This window comes from Actinomadura barringtoniae, from assembly GCF_017573505.1.
Classification (GTDB): Bacteria; Actinomycetota; Actinomycetes; order Streptosporangiales; family Streptosporangiaceae; genus Spirillospora; species Spirillospora barringtoniae.
This window is the reverse complement of record NZ_JAGEOJ010000004.1, coordinates 515,806-533,194: the sequence shown is the minus strand read 5'-3', so window position 1 is coordinate 533,194 and position 17,389 is coordinate 515,806. Positions and strand designations below refer to the sequence as shown.

The following is a 17,389-nucleotide window of genomic DNA, read 5'->3' as shown; positions in this document are numbered from 1 at the left end:
GTGGGTCGACGGCCCGCTTGCGGGGTTGACAGCCCGATCCTCCCAGGTCCAGGATCCGAGCATCGGACAAAGTTGATATGACTGTCAAGTCAACTTGGAGGCGGCGCCATGCCGGGACGGCCATGCTGATCAGCGACATCGTGGAGTACGCGGCCCGCAAGTACCCCGGCCGCGCCGCGCTCAGGTTCGAGGACCAGGTGATCACCTTCGCGGACCTGCGGGACCGGGTCCGGACCACCGCCAACGCCCTGCTCGCGATCGCCGCGCCGGGCGAACGGGTGGCGGTCCTGTCCGCGAACCGGCCCGAGTACATCGACCTCTACTACGGCGTCCCCGGCGCCGGGATGGCGCTGACGTTCCTCAACCACCGGCTCCACCCGTCGGAGATCACCGCGCTGGTCGAGCACGCGCAGGCGTCCGTGCTGATCGTGAGCGGCGAGTACGTCGAGGCGATGACCGAGCGCCGGCACGAGATGCCCGGGGTGAAGGTCGTCGTGGGGCTGGACGGCGGCGGCGACCGCTCGTTCGCCGACCTGCTCGCGGGCGCCTCGTTCGCCGAGCCGCCCCGCCCGGACGAGGACTCGCTCGCCTGGCTCGTCTACACCAGCGGGACGACCGGCAAGCCCAAGGGCGTCATGCTCAGCCACCGGAACCTGGTCACCGGGGTGATCGGCTCGGCCGCGCAGTGGGAGATCCCGGACGGCTCGGTCTTCCTGTTCTGCTTCCCGCTCTGCCATGTCGGCGGGTACGCGGTGCTGGTCAACCACATGCGCCAGGCGACCGTCGGCATCGTCCGCGCGTACGACAACGAGACGTTCCTGCGCCTGGTCGCCGACTGGAAGGTCACGCAGACCGGGCTCGCGCCGACGATGATCGCGTTCCTGCTGAGCCATCCCGGGATCGAGGACCGCGACCTCGGCACGCTGGAGGCCATCGGGTACGGGGCGTCCGCGATCCCCGCCGAGGTACTGCGGCGCGGCATGGACGTGCTCGGCTGCGACTTCTACCAGGGCTTCGGGATGAGCGAGACGGGCGGCAACATCCTGTACTTCGGGATCGCCGAGCACCGCCGCGCCGCGGCGGGCGAGGCCCACCTGCTCGCCGCCGCCGGGCGCGTCATGGACATGGCCGACATCCGGATCGTGGACGACGGCTTCCGTGACGTCGCCCCCGGCGAGCCGGGAGAGATGATCGTCCGCTGCGACCAGGTGATGAGCGGGTACTGGCGCGAGCCCGAGCTGACCGGGGCAGCGTTCCAGGACGGCTGGTTCCGTACGGGCGACGTCGTCCGCCGCGACGACGAGGGCATGGTCTACATCGTCGACCGGATCAAGGACATGATCATCACGGGTGGCGAGAACGTCGCGTCCCGCGAGGTCGAGCAGGTCCTCTACCGCCACCCGTCGATCGCGGACGCCGCCGTCTTCGGCGTCCCCGACCCGCGCTGGGGCGAGGCGGTGTGCGCCGCCGTCGTGCTGCGGCCGGACGCCGCCATGATCGACGCAGCCACGACCGCCGAGGAGATCATCGCGTTCGCCCGCGAGCACCTGGGCGGCTACAAGGTCCCGCGCCGCGTCGAGCTCGTCGCCGAGCTCCCGCGCAACGTCGCAGGCAAGGTCCTCAAGCGCGACCTTCGCTCCCTCTACAAGGAGGTCTCATGACCAACACCGAGTTCGAGCTCGGTGGCATCAACCACCTCGCCCTGGTCTCGTCCGACATGAAGCAGACGATCGACTTCTACTCGGGCGTCCTCGGCATGCCGCTGATCAAGACGCTGGACCTGCCGAACGGCATGGGCCAGCACTTCTTCTTCGACTGCGGCGGCGGCGACTGCGTGGCGTTCTTCTGGTTCCCGGACGCGCCGGACGCCGTGCCCGGCGTCTCCGCGCCGAGGACCCGCCCCGAACAGGGCGAGATGCTCAGCGCCGTCGGGTCGATGAACCACGTCGCGTTCCACGTTCCGGTGGAGAAGTTCGAGGACTACCGGCGGCGCCTCAAGGAGAAGGGGGTCGCGGTCAGCCCGATCCTCAACCACGACGACAGCGCGTTCGGAGTGTCCCGCGACATGTACGACGGGGTGTTCGTCCGGTCGTTCTACTTCCAGGACCCGGACGGGATCCTCCTGGAGTTCGCCTGCTGGACCCGCACGTTCACGGGCTCCGACGTCTCGCACGAGCCGAAGACCTCCGCCGACCGGACCGTCGCCACGGACCGCCGCACCGCGACCAAGGAGCAGCAGCATGCCGCGTCTGCGTGAGATCCCCCGCGCCGAGGTCACCGACGAGAAGATCCTCTTCTTCTACGACAACCTCTTCGCACCCGACCGGGACCCGGCCGTCGACCACGGCACCGCGACCGGTTCGCCCGGCGACTGGTGGACGGTCTTCGCCCAGTCCCCGGACGTGTTCCGGCACGCCGTACGCGGTTTCGCCCTCTACCGGAACGCCGAGCTGGACCCCGTACTCCGCGAGCTCGGGCAGTGCCGGGCCGGTTGGGCACGCGGCAGCCAGTTCGTCTTCTCGCAGCACTGCAAGCAGATGCGGGCGCTCGGCATGTCGGAGGAACGGATCGAGTCCATTCCGCACTGGCAGACGGCCGACTGCTATTCGCGGCTGGAACGCGCCGTTCTCGCCTATACCGACGGGCTCGTTCTGGACGGCGGCCGCGTGCCGGACGCGGTCTTCGCGATCCTCCAGGAAGAGCTGTCCGACAAGGAGATCCTGCAGCTCACCTACATCACGTGCATGTACGACATGCACGCGACGATGGCGCGGGCCCTCCGGCTGGAGTTCGACGACCACCCCGAACCCGTCGTCGAGGTCGCGGCCCCCGAGGGCTACGGCGACCGCGACATCTCCGCCGACCTCTCCGGGGAGGGCTGATGCTCTTTCCGGTGTCGGAACGGGTGCGGGACGTCCGCGAGGCCGTTCACGCGTTCATGACCGAACGCGTTGAACCCGCCGAGCCCGTCCTCAACGCGGGCGGCGAGGATTCACGCGAGGCCCTTCTCGGGCTGCGCGACGAGGCCAAGAAGGAGGGGCTCTGGGCGCTCGGTCATCCCGCCGAACTGGGCGGCGGAGGCCTGCCGTTCCTCGACTACGTCTACGTCAACGAGGTCCAGGGCCGCAGCGAATGGGGGCAGCTCGCCCTCGGCACGTTCACGCTCCAGGACTCGCTGATGCTGCACAAGTACGCGAGCCCGCGCTGGCGCGACCGCTACCTCGCGCCGATGGTCGCCGGTGAGGTGTCCCCGAGCTTCGCGATGACCGAGCCGGACGCCGCCGGGTCCGACCCCACGCAGCTCCGCACGCGGGCCGTCTTGGACGGCGACCACTGGGTCATCAGCGGCCGCAAGTGGTTCACGACCGGGGCCGCCGACGCCGCGTACACCACGGTCATGTGCCGGACCGAGCCCGAGGGGACAGCGCCGCACCGCTCGTTCAGCATGATCATCGTGCCGACGGACACGCCCGGCTACCGGATCGTCCGGGAGACGCCCGTCCTCGGGCTGCATGGCGGCCACTACGAGGTCGCCTACGACGACGTCCGCGTCCCGGCCGACAACCTGCTGGGCCCGCGCGGCGACGGCTTCGTCATCGCCCAGGACCGGCTCGGCCCCGGCCGGATCTTCCACTGCATGCGCTGGCTCGGGCAGGCGCAGCGCGCGTTCGAGCTGATGTGCGCCCGGCTCGGCGCCCGCGTCGCGTTCGGCGAGCCGCTGTCGGCCAAGCAGCTGATGCAGCAGCACGTCTTCGACTCCTACACCGAGATCCAGGCGTTCCGGCTGCTCACCCTCCAGGCCGCCGAACGGCTCGACGCGGGCGATCAGGCGCGCATCGAGATCGGCGCCATCAAGGTCGTCGGCGCCCGCATGCTCCACGACGTCGTCGACCGCGCCGTCCAGGTGCACGGCGCCGCGGGGCTCACCGACGACCTGCCGCTGTCCCGCATGTACCGGCACGCCCGCGAGGCCCGTCTGTACGACGGTCCGGACGAGGTCCACATCCAGAGCACCGCCCGCCGCATCCTCAAGGCCGTCGCATGAGCCTCCGCCGCAGAACCCTCCTTTCGAGCATCGGCATCTCTGCCGTCCTCGGCGTCACGGGCACCGCCAACGCCACCACCAGACCCTCGGGAAAGGGCAGGAAAATGAAGATCACCAAACTCGCGAGCGGGCTGCTGTTCCCCGAGGGCCCGACCGTTCTCCCGAACGGCGACGTCCTCGTCGTGGAGATCCACCGCGGCACGCTCACGCGCGTCAAGCCGGACGGCACGGTCTCCGTCGCCGCGCACGTCGGCGGCGGCCCGAACGGCTCGGCGCTCGGCCCGGACGGGCGCGTCTACATCGCCAACTGCGGCGGGCTGCGGCGCTTCGAGGTCGGCGGGTTCGTCTTCGCCGGCGGCATCCCCGACGACTACAAGGGCGGCAGCATCCAGGCCGTCGACCTGTCCGACGGTTCCGTCGAGACCCTCTACACCGAGGCGGACGGCGTCCAGCTCCGCGGCCCGAACGACCTCGTCGTCGACGCCCACGGCGGGATCTACTTCACCGACTACGGCAAGAGCGACGGCGTCACCGGCGACAAGGGCCGCCTGTTCTACGCCAAGGCGGACGGTTCGTCGATCAAGATGATCGCCGGTGGCATGGAGGGCCCGAACGGCATCGGCCTCTCCCCGGACGGCACCCGCCTGTACGTCAGCGAGACCTACACCGCCCGCGTCTGGTGGTGGGACGTCACCGGTCCCGGCGAGATCAAGGGCGGGAAGTCGCTCGGCGGCTCCGGCGGCGGCAACTTCCTCTACACCGTCCCCGACTACACCAACTTCGACTCGCTGGGCGTCGACGGCCACGGCAACGTCTGCGTCGCGTCGATGATCCACGCGGGGATCTCGATCGTCTCCCCGTCCGGCGACCTGGTCCGGTTCGTCGGCATCGACGTGGACGACGACCCGGGCATCACCAACATCACCTGGGGCGGTCACGACATGCGCACCGCCTACGTCACCGCGTCCAGCACCGGGCACCTCCTCAAGATCGAGAACTGGCCCTACCCCGGCCTGAAGCTGAACCACCCCACCTGACCGCGCCTGCCGACACTTCTTTCGGGCGAGATCAGGGGCAATGTCGGGCGAAGCTGGATACCGGCGCGTAGATCCGGCTAGCTTTAGTCCGCCCGAATACCGGCCGCTAAGGAACGTCGTGAGTAATCCCGCCATACGTATCGGCGCCAGCGTGCTGGCACTGACCGCTTTCTTCGCCACGTCCGCTTGTCAGGACGATGGGAAGACCGACGCCAAGTCCAGCCCGACGGCCAGCACGTCGGCGGCGAGCTCCCAGCCGTCGGCCCCCAGCACGCCGCCTCCGCCGCCTCTCGCGCCCTCACCGACCGCAGTGCCCAAGACCGCTGATGGCGCGATCGCGCGCTATGAGACCGTTCTGCACGCGCTGAGCCGAGGCGACCTGAAGACGGTGTGCGCCATTGCCGGGCCAGCGGCCAAGAAGGCCGAGGCCGCCGGGTTCGGGAAATGCCGGACCACCTTTACCATCATGCGGAGCATGTTCTCCGACCCTCAGTTGAGCGCATTGCGGACCGCCACCATCGACAAGTCGAAGGTGATCAAGCGGGCCAACGGAAACGTGGAGATCCCGACGCGCGCCGTGGTCTCCAAGGCGACGTTCACCGAGGACGACCTGGGCGGCGTGACGCTGGCGTACCGGCATGGCAACTGGTTCATGGTCGACTGAGGCCGGACCAGGGGTGATCAGGTTCAGGTGGAGGCGGGGAGTGTGAGGCGGAGGTTCTGGGCGGTGCCCGCGCCCGCGTAGACGTTCAGCCCGGTCAGGCCGCTTTCGGATGTCGCGTCGTTGACGTCGATGGCCGGGGTGGCGCCGCCCGCGAAGAACACCTGGATGCGCGGGCCGGTGGTGACGATCTTCAGGTGGTAGGCCTGCCCTGCGCGGATGGGTGTGGAGTAGGTGCCGAGGTCGCGGCCGGGGCGCCACAGTTTGAGCTGCCCGCCGCCGTCGGCGTTGATGTTGGCGGTGTAGTGCTGGGAGGCGTCGGCCTTCGCGCGGAACGTGAGGCCGACGGCGTTGGCGCTGCCCAGGGTCAGGTCGCCCTCGTAGCTGAGGTCGGAGGCCGCCTGGCCGGACAGGTCGAAGCCGTCGCCGTTCGCCCAGCCGCGCCGTCCGAGGGGAGTGTCGGTCCAGACCGAGGTGATCGCCGTCCAGGTCCCGGTGATGTCTGTCGCCAGCCCGGCGTTGGCGTTGCGGAGGGTCGCCTCGCCGTTGAAGACGTTGAGGCCGAGCAGCCCGCCGGCGTACGTGGTGTCGGTGACGTCGATGACCGGAGTGCCGCTCGTACCGAGGAACACCTGGATGCGGGGGCCGGTGGCGTTGACCTTGAGGCGGTAGGTCTGGTCGCGGGTGATGGGGGTGTTGTAGGTGGCGATGTCGCGGCCGGGGCGCCAGAGTTTGATCTGTCCGCCGCCGCTGGTGTTGATGTTGGCGGTGTAGTGCTGGGTGGCGTCGGCGTTCGCGCGGAACGTGAGGCCCGCGGCCTCGGCGGTGTCCAGGCGCAGGTCGGCCGAGTACGACAGGTCGGAGACGCTCTGGCCGGACAGGTAGAAGCCGTCGCCTGGCGCCTGGGCGGTGTTGCCGTCGGTGATGGCGCTCCACGTTCCGCCGCGCGCCTGCCAGGGACCGGGCACGTTGCTGCCGGGGTTCCGGGTCGGTACGAAGTCGCCCCAGGCCCGGGCGAGGCGATGGAACGTCAGGGAGACGAGGCGGACGGTGCCGCCTTCGGCGAAGACGGCGATGCCGCGGCCGGCCGGTGAGGGATCGAAGTCGATGTTGTTGCTGGAGGAGAACTGGCCCGCGTTGCCGAAGACCGCCAGCTGTCCGCGATCGACCAGCACCCGGATCTTGATCCGGCCGCCGGTGGGGGACAGCGGGCTGCCCATGAGCGTTCGGCCGGCGCGGTCATAGGCGACCTCGCTGTTGCACGTGCCGTCGGCATAGGTGTGCAGCCGCAGCCCGAACCGGGACGCGGTGGCGTTCGCGGCGTCGAACTCGGCGATGACCTCGTACTGGTCGGCGGAGATCCCCGCGAGCGGGTTGGACGCCGGGTCCGCGGTGATCGTCCGATCGGACCAGCCGCGGGTGCCGCTGCGGAGTGACTGGAGCTCCTTGATCGGCGTACGGGTGACGCGCAGCCCTTCGGGGAGCGTGACCAGGTTCAGCTCGGCGGGGAAGGTGGCGTTGCCGGTCCAGACGCTGCCGAAGTTGCCGTTCTGCCAGGCGATCTGGACGCGCCGCCCGTCCGGCATGTCGTTGAACGTGAGGCCCGCGTAGGCGTTGCGGCCCGAGTCCATCTGCACCGGCTCGGTCCAGGCGGTGGTGAAGCGGGTGCCGTCGAAGTCGCCGACCACGTACTTGGTGCTGGCGGCGTTGATGACCCACTTGACGGTCGTCCCGCCGTCCACCTTCATCGGGTACATGTCGGGGCATTCGAACAGCCAGTCGGCGGCGTACCGGCTGGCGAAGGTCCAGTCGAGCAGGTTCGCCGAGGTGTAGATGTCGTAGCCGTTGCCGCCCTCGTTCGACCAGAACACCATGACCCACGTGCGGTGGTACCCGTCCCAGAACACCTTGGGGTCGCGGCTGTCGGTGCTGGCGGCCGGCGGCCGGGCGACGACCTTGCCGTTCTGGTACGGGGTGAACGTCTTGGCGCCGTCGGTGCTGTAGTCGAGCAGCACCCCGCCGGTGCCGGTGTACACCAGGATCGGGGCGTCGGACCCGTTCTTCAGGCCGCTGACGTTGTCGTGGTCGACGACGCCCGCGCCCGAGAACAGGTTCCCGGGGTGCGTGCCGGGTTCGAGGGCGAGCGCCCGCTGGGTCCAGTGGACGAGATCGGGACTGGTGGCGTGCCCCCAGTTCATGGTGTCCCAGGCCAGCCCGTACGGGTTGTGCTGGTAGAAGAGGTGGTAGACGCCGTTGTAGTAGAGCGGCGCGTTGGGGTCGTTCATCCAGCCCGTGCGCGAGCTGAAGTGGAACTGGCCCCGGTAGTTCTCGTCGTAGGCGCCGACCAGGGTGGTCGGGTAGGGGTAGTTGGGGTAGCCGTCCGCGAACGCCCGCCCGGGACGGAGCATCGCGGCGGCGAAGACCGCGGCCGCGCCGCCGAGGACGGTGCGGCGGCTGAGCGGAGCGCTGCTGAACGGATTGGGGTTCGCGGATACGTCGACCATCGAAAACTCCTCTGACGGCGATCGGGGTGGGGTGGGGTGGGTGCTGGAGGGCAGGCCGATCGCGCCCGCCGGCCATGAGGTGGCGTGCATCTGAACGAGACGTTGGCGAGGGGCGGCGTCAGGCGGGGAGGTCGGCCAGGCGCGGCGGATCGGCGCCGCGCTGGCGGCAGGTTTCCGCGGCGACGTCGGCCGCGAACGTGAGGGCGCGGGTGAGCAGGTCGGTGTCCAGCCCGGTGAGCCGGCCGTGCAGGACGCCCGCGGTGTGGAGCCGGTAGAGCAGCCCGGCGGTGAAGGCGTCGCCCGCGCCGACGGTGTCGACGGGGATGACCGGGCTCGCCGGAACGGTCACCCGTTCACCGTCGAGAGAGGCGTAGGCGCCCCGGGACCCCAGCGTGACGACGACGAGGCGGACGCCGTCGGCGTGCCAGGCGTCGCACGCGGCGCCGGGGGAGACGCCGGGCATGAGGTGGCCGAGGTCGTCGTCACTGAGTTTGAGCACGTCGGCGACGGACGACCAGGCCGGAAGCAGGGAACGGTAGCGCTCGACGGGGACGATCCCCGGCCGGATGTTGGGGTCGATGGACACGGTCGTCCCCGGCCGCCGCCGGACCAGCAGCCGTTCGATGAGCGGGCCGCCCGGTTCGAGGGCGAGGGCGAGCGAACCGGCGTGAAGGCACGTCGCTTCGGCGGGAACGGCGTGTCCGAGCTCGGCCTCCGTCCATTGGAAGTCGGCGGTGCCGGTGGCGTAGAAGGAGTAGACGGCGTTGCCGTGACCGTCGATCGAGGCGACGGCGAGGGTGGGTTCCTCCTTGGCGGTGACGGCGCGGGTGAGGTCGACGCCGGAGCCGGTCAGATGGCGGCGGAGCAGGTCGCCGAGCGGCCCCCGCGGGATGCGGCCGGCGAACGCCGTGGGCGCGCCGAGCCTGCCGAGGGCGACGGCGGTGTTGGCGGGTCCGCCGCCCGGGCGTACTCGCAGGTCGAGAACGCCCGGGCCGGACGGCGACGTCGAGACGAAGGCGTCCGCGACGGTCTCCCCGATGACCGTGATCATGGCTGGGCGGCTCCGGTCATGATCGCGACCGCGTCGGACATGGTGTGGCCTGCGGGGTCGATGACCGCGATCCGGCGGCCGAGCCGCTGGATGTGGATCCGGTCGGCGATCTCGAAGACGCTCGGCATGTCGTGGCTGATCAGAACGACCGCGAGGCCCCGCTCGCGGACCCGGCCGATCAGGTCCAGCACCTGCTTGGACTCCTTCACGCCGAGCGCGGCCGTCGGCTCGTCCATGATGACGACATGGCTCGCCCAGGCCGCCGCGCGGGCGACCGCGACCCCCTGCCGTTGCCCGCCGGACAGGTTCTCCACCGCGCCGGCCATGGACTGCAGCCCGATGTTGAGCTCGTTCATGTACCGCGCCGACTCCGCCCGCATCGCGGGCTTGTCGAGCATCCTGAACAGGCTTCCGAGCACGCCTTTCCGGCGCTTCTCACGGCCGAGATACAGGTTGGAGCTGATGTCGAGGGCGGGTGCGACGGCCAGGTTCTGGTAGACGGTCTCGACACCCTGGCGGCGGGCGTCCAGCGGCGACTTGAAGTGCGCCTCCCGGCCGTCGAGGAAGATCGTCCCCTCGTCGGGCCGTACCGCGCCCGACAGCGCCTTGATGAGCGAGGACTTCCCGGCGCCGTTGTCGCCGATGACCGCGAGGACCTCGCCGGCCATCAGATCGAAGTCGCAGCCCGCGAGGGCCGTCACCGGGCCGTACCGCTGCACCAGCCCGCGCGCCTTCAGCACGGCGTCGGTCTCGTCCTTCGCCGGGACGGGTTCGGTCCCGTTCGTGTCGGTGTCGTTCGTCATCGCCGCGCGCTCCTCTTCCTGGAGAGCTGGTCCACCGTCACGGCGAGGATCACCAGGATGCCGGTGATGAGGATCTGGTAGATCGACGCCACCCCCATCAGCTGGAGGCCGTTGCGGATGATGCCGACGAGCAGCGCGCCGATGAGCGTTCCGACGACCCGGCCGCGCCCGCCGAACAGGGACGTTCCGCCGAGCACCACCGCGGTGATGGAGTCGAGGTTGTCGGTCTGCCCGGCCTTGGGGTCGCCGACCCCGGTACGGGCGATGAGCAGCAGCGCCGCGATCCCGTAGACCGCGCCCGCGATCGTGTAGACGGCGAGCAGCCGCCGCTGCACGGGGATGCCGGTGAGGCGCGCCGCCTCGGCGTCGTTGCCGACCGCGTACACATGCCTGCCCCAGGGCGTCTGCCCGAGCACGTACGCGGCGAGCGCGAACAGGCCGAGCATGAGCACCGACCCGTAGGTCACGTCGGTGCGGCCGAGCGGGAAGGAGTCGCCCAGCGAGGTCATCGCCGACGGCAGCCCGCTGATGGTCTGCTCGTCGGAGTAGATGTGGGTCAGCGCGAACGCCACGTTCAGCATGCCGAGCGTGACGATGAACGGGGGCAGCGAGACCTTCGTGACGAGCAGGCCGTTCACCAGCCCGAAGCCGGCGCACACCCCGATCCCGGCGGCGATCGCGAGCAGCGGCGGCCAGCCGGAGCCGACGGCGAGCTTGGCCATGACGACCCCGCCGAACGCCATGATCGCGCCGCAGGACAGGTCGATGCCGGCGGTGAGGATCACCAGGGTCTGGCCGATGGCGAGCGTTCCGACGACCATGACCTGCTGGATCACCAGGGCGAGGTTGCCGCCGGACAGGAACTGCGACGACTGGGTGGTGAAGAAGGCGCAGGTGAGCAGCAGGGCCACGAACGGCCCGACGGTCGACCCGTGCGGGATCGCGAGCCGTGGAGAGGCGGCCCGCAGCTTCTCGGTGAGCGCGGTCAAGGTCACCCCCAGCAGTTCTGCAGGCCGAAGGCGGTGTCCTTGGCGTCCACCCCGGAGACCACCTTGTCGGTCACCAGGGTGACGCCGGTGTCGGTGTAGCCGGACGCCTTGGTGCCGTCCTTGGCGAACTTGGCGACGGCGTCGACGCCGAGCTGCGCCATCTTCAGCGGGTACTGCTGGGAGGTGGCGGCGATCTGGCCGTCCTTGACGCCCTTCACGCCCGTACAGCCGCCGTCGACCGAGACGATCAGCACCTTCTTCTCCAGGCCCTTGGCCTTGAGCGCGGAGTAGGCGCCGAGCGCGGCGGGCTCGTTGATGGTGTAGACGATGGTGAGCCCGGGCGCCTTCTGCAGGCAGTTCTCCATCGCGGTCTGCCCCTTGGCCTGGTCGCCGCCGGTGTCCGCCGTGCACACCACCTGGGGAGCGGTGGCCAGGGAGGTGGCCTTGGCGTCCACGGTCGCCGCACCGAACCCGGCCAGGAAGCCGTTGTGCCGCAGGATCCCGACCGTGACGCCCGGCGCGAGATCCAGCATCGCGATCTTCGGGGTGGTGCCGGCCGTCTTGGCCTTGGCGTACTGGCCGATCAGCTCGCCCGCCTTGAAGTTGTCGGTCGCGAACAGCGCGTCGGTGCCGTCCTGCGGCTCGGTCGGGGTGTCGAGCGCGATGACCAGCACGCCCTTGTCGCGGGCCCGTTTGATCGCCGGGATGATGGCCTTGGTGTCGCTCGGCGTGATGAGGATGCCCTTCACGCCCGCCGCGACCATGTTCTCGATGGCCGTGACCTGGCCCTCGTTGTCGCCGTCGAACTTTCCGGCGGCCGTCATCAGCTTCAGCCCGTCCTTGCCCGCCTGCGCCTGCGCGCCCTCGCGCATCTTCACGAAGAACGGGTTGGTCTCGGTCTTGGTGATGAGACCGACCTTCGCGGTGCCACCTGAGCCCTTGGCTCCTTCGCCGCAGCCGGTGAGGGCCAGGGCGCCGATCGCGGCGAGCGCGATACCTCTGCGGACCATGTTCTCTCCTCGGGGATGTGGGGAGTTCGGGGGGGTTTCCTCCCCTTGAGGTGGCCGCTATCTTGCTGACCCGAAAACACCCGCGCAAGCGCTTGCGCAAACGCTTCGATCAAGGAGGGCCGGCATGGCCACGATGGCCGACGTCGCACGTCAGGCCCGGGTTTCGATCTCCACGGTGTCGCATGTGATCAACGGGACGCGGTACGTCTCGGACGAGACCCGGCAGCGGGTCCTCACAGCCGTCGAAGACACCGGCTACATCCACAACACCGTCGCCCGGTCGCTGGTCACCTCCAGCACCAAGTCGATCGGCCTCGCCATCTCGGCGATCTCCAACTTCTACTTCGCCGACCTCGTCGCCGCGCTGGAGTCCCAGGTCCGCCTCGCCGGCTACACCCTCCTGCTCACCGACACCCACGACGACGCCGAGGAGGAACTGAAGGTCGTTCAGGCGCTCCACCAGCGCCGCGTCGACGGCATCCTGCTCGCCACCGAAGCCCACGGCCCGGGATCGCCTGCACTGCGCTACCTGGAGGAGCTGTCCATCCCGACCGTGCTGGTCGACCGGTGCGCCTCGCCCCGCTTCGACCAGGTCGGCACCGAGAACATCGAATCCAGCGCCCACCTCGTCCTGCACCTCGCCCAGCTCGGCCACCGCCGCATCGGCATGGTCTCCGGCCGAGCCGGCCTGGTCACCTCCGCCGAACGCATCACCGGCTACCGCATCGGCCTGAAACGCGCCGGCCTCCCACCCGACCCGGAACTGATCGCCTCAGGCGCCTCCAACGCCCACAACGCCGAGGCCGCGATCGCCCGTCTGCTCACCCTCCCCGACCCGCCGACCGCCCTGTTCGTCGCCAACAACCACATGACCATCGGCGTCATGCGCGCCCTCGACAAGCGCGGCGTCCACGTCCCCGACGACCTCGCCCTCTCGGTTTTCGACGACTTCGAATGGGCCTCGATCTTCCGCCCCCGCCTCACCTCGATCGCCCAGCCCATCCGCCAGATCGCCGCCACCGCCATGGACCTGCTCGCCGAACGCATCACCGAACCCGACCAGCCACCCCGCGCCGTCCGCTTGAAACCTCGCTTCATGCACCGAGAATCCTGCGGCTGCCTCCGCTGACCGCCACCGGAAACGCTCCGTTCTGCGGGTGCTGGTGGTGTTGTGCTGCGTTTGATGGCGTTTTCGGTGGAGAGGCTGCCCCCTGACGATCTGAGGATTGGGGGCAGATGGAGCGGACGGCGTTCGTGCTGGGCGGCGGCGGGGTCCTCGGCGCCCACGAGGTGGGGATGCTGCGGGCGCTCGATGAGTTCGGCGTCCGCCCGGACCTGGTCGTCGGCACCTCCATCGGGGCGCTGAACGGGGCGCTCGTCGCCGCCGACCCCGAGACCGCGGTCGAGCGGCTCATCAGCCTGTGGTCCGACCAGGCCGTCCGCGAGGCCCTCGGTTCGCGGATCTGGGAACGGTTGTGGACGCTCGCACGATCGGGCACCCATCTGCACTCGGCCGAACCGCTTCGGCGGATGCTCGGCGAACTGCTTCCCGCCGAGACCTTCGAGGAGCTCGCCGTCCCCTTCCAGTGTGTCGCGGCGGGGATCGAGACCGCGATGGCCCACTGGTTCTCGACGGGGCCGATCATTCCGGCGGTGCTGGCGTCCTCGGCGGCGCCCGGCCTGCTGCCGCCGGTGCGCATAGGCGACCGGCACTACTTCGACGGCGGACTGGTGCACAGCATTCCGGTCGGCCGCGCCGTCGAGCTCGGTGCCACCACGGTCTACGTCCTGCACGTCGGGCGGATCGAACGAGATCTGGCGCCGCCCCGGCGCCCCTGGGAGGTCGGGATGGTCGCGTTCGAGATCGCACGTCGGCATCGCTTCTTCGAGGAGATGTCCGCGCTCCCGGACCGGGCCACGGTGCACGTGCTGCCGGCGGGCGGCCCGCCGAAGAAGGCCGGGGTGGACATGTCCCAGATGCGGTACCGCGGCTCGGGCGTCGCGTCCCGCATCGAGCGTTCCTACCAGGCCTCGCTGAAGTACCTGAAAGAGCGGGCATGAGATGGCGCCGCCCCTTGTGCGCCGTGCGGTCTGCGTACCGCTGCTGTTCGTTCTGACCCTGCTCGTCGTTGTGCTGTTCCCGGTGGTCTGGCCGGTCGCCACGCTGATGTCGCGGCTCGGCGGCGAACGCAACCGCGCCGTCCGGTTGCTGTGGTTCGCCCTGGCGTGGGGCGTCCTGGAGTCGTCGGCCGTGCTGGCGTGCGGCTGGCTGTGGTGCCGAAGCCTCGGCCGTACCGAACGGTCCAAGGACCGGCACTACGAGATCATCCGCCGGTACGTCGCGGGGCTCCATCGCGTCGCTCAGCGCCGCCTCGGGCTGCGCCTCGACGTGAGCGGGAGCAGCTCCGCCGAGCCTGAGGGCGACCGGCCGTTGATCGTGCTCAGCCGTCACGCCGGGCCGGGCGACGCGCTCCTGCTGGTGCACCACTTGCTGACCGACTACCGGCGCGAGCCCCGCGTGGTGATGAAGGCGCTGCTCCAGCTCGACCCGTGCATCGACATCGCGGCGAACCGCCTTCCCAACGTGTTCGTGGCTCCGGGAGGCGGCATCACCGAGCAGATCGAGCAGCTGGCCGGAACACTGGGGCCACGCGACGCGCTGCTCATCTTTCCCGAGGGCGGCAACTTCACCCCGGCTCGCCGCAGGCGCGCGATCCGGCGGCTTGTGCGGATGCGCCGCCACCGCGAGGCCGCCCGCGCCGCCCGCATGACCCATGTGATGCCGCCACGCCCCGGCGGAGCGCTCGCGGCCATCGCCGCCGCACCGAACGCGGACGTGGTGTTCGTCGCGCACAGCGGCCTGGAGGAGATGGACTCGGTGGGCGACGTCTGGCGGCTGGTCCCGCTCACCGACGTCGTGCGGGCTCACTGGTGGCGGATCCCGGCCGAGGACGTTCCGGTGGGCCGCGAGGCGCGACTCGACTGGCTGTACGCCCAATGGGAGCAGGTGGACGCCTGGATAGGCGCCCAACACACCGGCACCGGTGGCGGTCAACGCCGCGGCCTGGAAACGGGAGAGTGTTTCTAGGCGGGGGCCGGGCGGGCTTGTTCGGAGATGGTGGCTGCGGTGGTGGTCGTTGGCAGGCTGGCCACGGTTGTTGCCAGGCGGTCTACCTGGTGCGGGGGGAGGGCTCGTTCGGCGTTGAGGCGGAACTTGGTGAGGAGCTCGGCTCGGGTGAGGGGGGTGGTCGGGCCGCCTCGGGAGGACGCTACGCGGTGTTCGAGGGTTGCGCCGCGGGTGGTGCGGACCCGGAGCACGGCTGCGAAGGCGGTGGGGAAGATGGCGCTCGCCTCGGGGTCGGCCACGCAGGACACGCGGTCGGCGAGGGCCAGGTGGCGAGGGTCGGTCAGGGTGTTCTCGGTGAAGTCGTCCAGGTAGACGCCCAGTCCACCGCCGCCGAGGAGCGCCACCGCGACTGTGAACGGGCCGGAGAACTTGGCGTGGTAGGGGGTACGGGGGCGCACCTTGTCGGGGCGTGGCTCGGCGATCGTGCGGAGGGTGGGGGTGGGAACGCCCAGTTCGATCTCCACGATGTCGTCCGGGTCGAGGCCGCCTGCGCGCAGGGCGAGGGCGCAGTCGATCGCCGGGTGGGTGAAGTGGTTGGACGGATAGGGCTTGTAGACCGTGCGGAGCGTCTCCCAGCGTTCGCCCAGGCCGTCGAGCAGGGCGTGCTCGTCGTAGGTGCCGCCCAGCCAGGCCTGGAAGAAGCCGAAGCGTCCCTCCAGCACGGTCGGCGGCCCGGTGACACCGGCGCGGGCGAGGGAGGCCGCCGTCACGCCGGCGTGGGCGGCCCAGCCGCAGTGGACGCGCTTGACGGTGCCGCCGGTGCGGTTGGCTTCGATGACGCCCGCACCCATGCTCGCGGCGATGCCCATCGCCGAGGCGACGCCCTCGGTGTCGAGGTCGTACAGGAGTGCGGCGGCGGCCGCCGAGCCTAGCGTTCCGCAGATGGAGGTGGCGTGCTGGCCTCGTTCGAAGAACGCGGAGTTGCGGAGCTCGGGAAGGTAGGAGGCCATCCCGAGGCGATCGCAGATCTCGATGCCGGCCGCGACCGCCGCCGTGAGGGCCGGGCCGCCCGCGCCGGCCTCCTCGGCCGCGGCGAGCGCCGCGGGCACCACCGACGCGCTCGGGTGCAGGATCGAGGGCAGGTGGGTGTCGTCGAAGTCCAGCGCGTGCGCCAGCGTTCCGTTGAACAGGGCGGCGTTCGGCGCGGGCAGCTTCCCCGCCTCGCCGAACAGGGCCGCCTGGGGCGTGCCGGACCAGGCCCGCACCATCGAGAGCACGGCCGAGGCGGACTCCTCGGCGAGGCCCGCCAGGCAGTTGCCGATGACGTCCAGGACGCGGCCGGTGACGTCGGCCGCAGGCTCGGGAGGCAGCGGGCTGTCGCGGCAGCGCACGGCGAAGGCGGCCAGGCGCTGGACCATGGTGGCCTCAGGCATCGGGCAGCACCGCCAGGGGACGGACCGGCGCGCCGGTGGCGCCGACGATCAGCAGCGGGTTGAGGACGAGCAGGAACTCCCTGACCCCGGTGTCCAGCAGAGGCGCCAGCCGCATCGTCTCCACGATGTTGATCCCGGACTCCACCAGCATGATCCTGTGCACGGGCAGGGTCGCGTGGCCCGCGCCGGGGGCCAGGTGCTCGAACGCGATCGTCTCCCCGCCGACGATCCGTGGCCGCCGCTCGGCCAGCCATCGGCCCGCCGCCTCGCCCGGACCGGGCACTCCGGCCGCCCGGCCGATGAACGCCTCGCGTTCATGCCAGCGCCGGGACCAGCCGGTGCCGATCAGGAGCGCGTCGCCCGGCCGGAGGTCGAGGGAGGCTGAGGCTTTCTCCAGGTCGCCGGGGGTGATCTCGTAGCCGGGCGGAAGGACGTCCGTGCCGTTAACCGCGGCCACGTCGAGGAGCAGGCAGCGGCCCACATAGGGAACGAAGTCGTCAATGCCCAGTTCGGCGAATCCCTCGTGGCTCGCGCCCGGGTCGCGCCCGCCGTGGAGCAGGCCGTCCTGGGACACGTGCGCGAGCGCGTCCACATGCGTGCCGACGTGCCCGCCGGTCACGATGATCTCGTTGGCGGCCGAGCCCCCGTCCGCGCGCACCATGTCGCCGTGGCGCCGCTCCAAGGCCATGCGGAACGGGGGATGGTTGGGGGACTGGGGCATGCCGCGCCGCATCGGCTGCGACAGGTCCAGCACTCGTGCGTGCTCGACGGCGTTGAGCAGGTCCATGC

16 protein-coding genes are annotated in these 17,389 nt (G+C 70.5%); 9 read left to right on the top strand and 7 right to left on the bottom strand.

What is annotated here, in order from left to right; all coding sequences use genetic code 11:
* The first annotated feature begins 122 nt into the window (after positions 1-122).
* The 6 genes from J4573_RS12405 (at position 123) to J4573_RS12380 (ending at position 5,746) form a co-directional block, all read left to right on the top strand.
* Complete coding sequence (locus tag J4573_RS12405) at positions 123-1,661, top strand: class I adenylate-forming enzyme family protein (protein WP_208255519.1); 1,539 nt, start codon at positions 123-125, stop codon at positions 1,659-1,661.
* On the top strand, positions 1,658-2,257 hold the full coding sequence (locus J4573_RS12400; protein ID WP_208255518.1) for a VOC family protein: 600 nt from the start codon (positions 1,658-1,660) through the stop codon (positions 2,255-2,257). The genes J4573_RS12405 and J4573_RS12400 overlap by 4 nt, the downstream gene beginning before the upstream one ends.
* On the top strand, positions 2,241-2,882 hold the full coding sequence (locus J4573_RS12395; protein ID WP_208255517.1) for a carboxymuconolactone decarboxylase family protein: 642 nt from the start codon (positions 2,241-2,243) through the stop codon (positions 2,880-2,882). The genes J4573_RS12400 and J4573_RS12395 overlap by 17 nt, the downstream gene beginning before the upstream one ends.
* Positions 2,882-4,045: an acyl-CoA dehydrogenase family protein gene (locus tag J4573_RS12390; RefSeq protein WP_208255516.1), complete on the top strand. Its 1,164-nt coding sequence runs from the start codon at positions 2,882-2,884 to the stop codon at positions 4,043-4,045. The genes J4573_RS12395 and J4573_RS12390 overlap by 1 nt, the downstream gene beginning before the upstream one ends.
* Positions 4,046-4,149: 104 nt before the next feature.
* The gene (locus J4573_RS12385; RefSeq protein ID WP_208255514.1) at positions 4,150-5,082 is read left to right on the top strand and encodes an SMP-30/gluconolactonase/LRE family protein; all 933 of its coding nucleotides are present in this window, start codon (positions 4,150-4,152) and stop codon (positions 5,080-5,082) included.
* Positions 5,083-5,200: 118 nt separating this feature from the next.
* Complete coding sequence (locus J4573_RS12380; RefSeq protein WP_208255513.1) at positions 5,201-5,746, top strand: hypothetical protein; 546 nt, start codon at positions 5,201-5,203, stop codon at positions 5,744-5,746.
* 23 nt (positions 5,747-5,769) lie between these two features.
* On the opposite strand, the gene J4573_RS12375 is transcribed toward J4573_RS12380, so the two are convergent.
* The 5 genes from J4573_RS12375 to J4573_RS12355 all read right to left on the bottom strand — a co-directional run bounded on the left by J4573_RS12375 (position 5,770) and on the right by J4573_RS12355 (position 12,100).
* The gene (locus J4573_RS12375; protein ID WP_208255512.1) at positions 5,770-8,247 is read right to left on the bottom strand and encodes a glycoside hydrolase family 32 protein; all 2,478 of its coding nucleotides are present in this window, start codon (positions 8,245-8,247) and stop codon (positions 5,770-5,772) included.
* Positions 8,248-8,365: 118 nt separating this feature from the next.
* On the bottom strand, positions 8,366-9,298 hold the full coding sequence (locus tag J4573_RS12370; RefSeq protein ID WP_208255511.1) for a carbohydrate kinase family protein: 933 nt from the start codon (positions 9,296-9,298) through the stop codon (positions 8,366-8,368).
* Positions 9,295-10,101: an ATP-binding cassette domain-containing protein gene (locus J4573_RS12365; RefSeq protein WP_208255510.1), complete on the bottom strand. Its 807-nt coding sequence runs from the start codon at positions 10,099-10,101 to the stop codon at positions 9,295-9,297. The genes J4573_RS12370 and J4573_RS12365 overlap by 4 nt, the downstream gene beginning before the upstream one ends.
* Positions 10,098-11,096 carry an ABC transporter permease gene (locus J4573_RS12360; protein WP_208255509.1) on the bottom strand — a complete coding sequence of 333 codons (999 nt, stop codon included), beginning with the start codon at positions 11,094-11,096 and terminating at the stop codon, positions 10,098-10,100. The genes J4573_RS12365 and J4573_RS12360 overlap by 4 nt, the downstream gene beginning before the upstream one ends.
* Positions 11,093-12,100 (bottom strand): sugar ABC transporter substrate-binding protein, encoded by a 1,008-nt coding sequence (locus J4573_RS12355; RefSeq protein ID WP_208255508.1) that lies wholly within the window; start codon positions 12,098-12,100, stop codon positions 11,093-11,095. Before J4573_RS12355 ends, J4573_RS12360 begins: the two co-directional genes overlap by 4 nt.
* A 124-nt stretch (positions 12,101-12,224) precedes the next feature.
* Here J4573_RS12355 and J4573_RS12350 point away from each other — a divergent pair, with 124 nt between their 5' ends.
* From J4573_RS12350 to J4573_RS12340, 3 genes are all read left to right on the top strand, one after another.
* Entirely contained in the window at positions 12,225-13,229 is a 1,005-nt protein-coding gene (locus tag J4573_RS12350; RefSeq protein WP_208255507.1) for a LacI family DNA-binding transcriptional regulator, read from the top strand.
* A gap of 107 nt (positions 13,230-13,336) precedes the next feature.
* Complete coding sequence (locus J4573_RS12345) at positions 13,337-14,161, top strand: patatin-like phospholipase family protein (protein ID WP_208255506.1); 825 nt, start codon at positions 13,337-13,339, stop codon at positions 14,159-14,161.
* A gap of 1 nt (position 14,162) precedes the next feature.
* A complete protein-coding gene (locus tag J4573_RS12340; RefSeq protein ID WP_208255505.1) occupies positions 14,163-15,188 on the top strand; it encodes a 1-acyl-sn-glycerol-3-phosphate acyltransferase in 1,026 nt (341 codons plus the stop codon).
* Here the strand turns inward: J4573_RS12340 and J4573_RS12335 are convergent.
* Complete coding sequence (locus J4573_RS12335) at positions 15,185-16,600, bottom strand: MmgE/PrpD family protein (protein WP_243772831.1); 1,416 nt, start codon at positions 16,598-16,600, stop codon at positions 15,185-15,187. The two genes, J4573_RS12340 and J4573_RS12335, sit on opposite strands and share 4 nt — an antisense overlap.
* Positions 16,593-17,387 carry a cyclase family protein gene (locus tag J4573_RS12330; protein WP_208255504.1) on the bottom strand — a complete coding sequence of 265 codons (795 nt, stop codon included), beginning with the start codon at positions 17,385-17,387 and terminating at the stop codon, positions 16,593-16,595. Before J4573_RS12330 ends, J4573_RS12335 begins: the two co-directional genes overlap by 8 nt.
* Positions 17,388-17,389 lie beyond the last annotated feature (2 nt).

Excerpts from the sequence above, each read along its gene's own strand:
- J4573_RS12405 (WP_208255519.1), top strand. The coding sequence starts at position 123 with ATGCTGATCAGCGACATCGTGGAGTACGCGGCCCGCAAGTACCCCGGC.
- J4573_RS12400 (WP_208255518.1), top strand. The coding sequence starts at position 1,658 with ATGACCAACACCGAGTTCGAGCTCGGTGGCATCAACCACCTCGCCCTG.
- J4573_RS12395 (WP_208255517.1), top strand. The coding sequence starts at position 2,241 with ATGCCGCGTCTGCGTGAGATCCCCCGCGCCGAGGTCACCGACGAGAAG.
- J4573_RS12390 (WP_208255516.1), top strand. The coding sequence starts at position 2,882 with ATGCTCTTTCCGGTGTCGGAACGGGTGCGGGACGTCCGCGAGGCCGTT.
- J4573_RS12385 (WP_208255514.1), top strand. The coding sequence starts at position 4,150 with ATGAAGATCACCAAACTCGCGAGCGGGCTGCTGTTCCCCGAGGGCCCG.
- J4573_RS12375 (WP_208255512.1), bottom strand. The coding sequence starts at position 8,247 with ATGGTCGACGTATCCGCGAACCCCAATCCGTTCAGCAGCGCTCCGCTC.
- J4573_RS12370 (WP_208255511.1), bottom strand. The coding sequence starts at position 9,298 with ATGATCACGGTCATCGGGGAGACCGTCGCGGACGCCTTCGTCTCGACG.
- J4573_RS12365 (WP_208255510.1), bottom strand. The coding sequence starts at position 10,101 with ATGACGAACGACACCGACACGAACGGGACCGAACCCGTCCCGGCGAAG.
- J4573_RS12355 (WP_208255508.1), bottom strand. The coding sequence starts at position 12,100 with ATGGTCCGCAGAGGTATCGCGCTCGCCGCGATCGGCGCCCTGGCCCTC.
- J4573_RS12350 (WP_208255507.1), top strand. The coding sequence starts at position 12,225 with ATGGCCACGATGGCCGACGTCGCACGTCAGGCCCGGGTTTCGATCTCC.
- J4573_RS12345 (WP_208255506.1), top strand. The coding sequence starts at position 13,337 with ATGGAGCGGACGGCGTTCGTGCTGGGCGGCGGCGGGGTCCTCGGCGCC.
- J4573_RS12340 (WP_208255505.1), top strand. The coding sequence starts at position 14,163 with ATGGCGCCGCCCCTTGTGCGCCGTGCGGTCTGCGTACCGCTGCTGTTC.
- J4573_RS12335 (WP_243772831.1), bottom strand. The coding sequence starts at position 16,600 with ATGCCTGAGGCCACCATGGTCCAGCGCCTGGCCGCCTTCGCCGTGCGC.
- J4573_RS12330 (WP_208255504.1), bottom strand. The coding sequence starts at position 17,387 with ATGGACCTGCTCAACGCCGTCGAGCACGCACGAGTGCTGGACCTGTCG.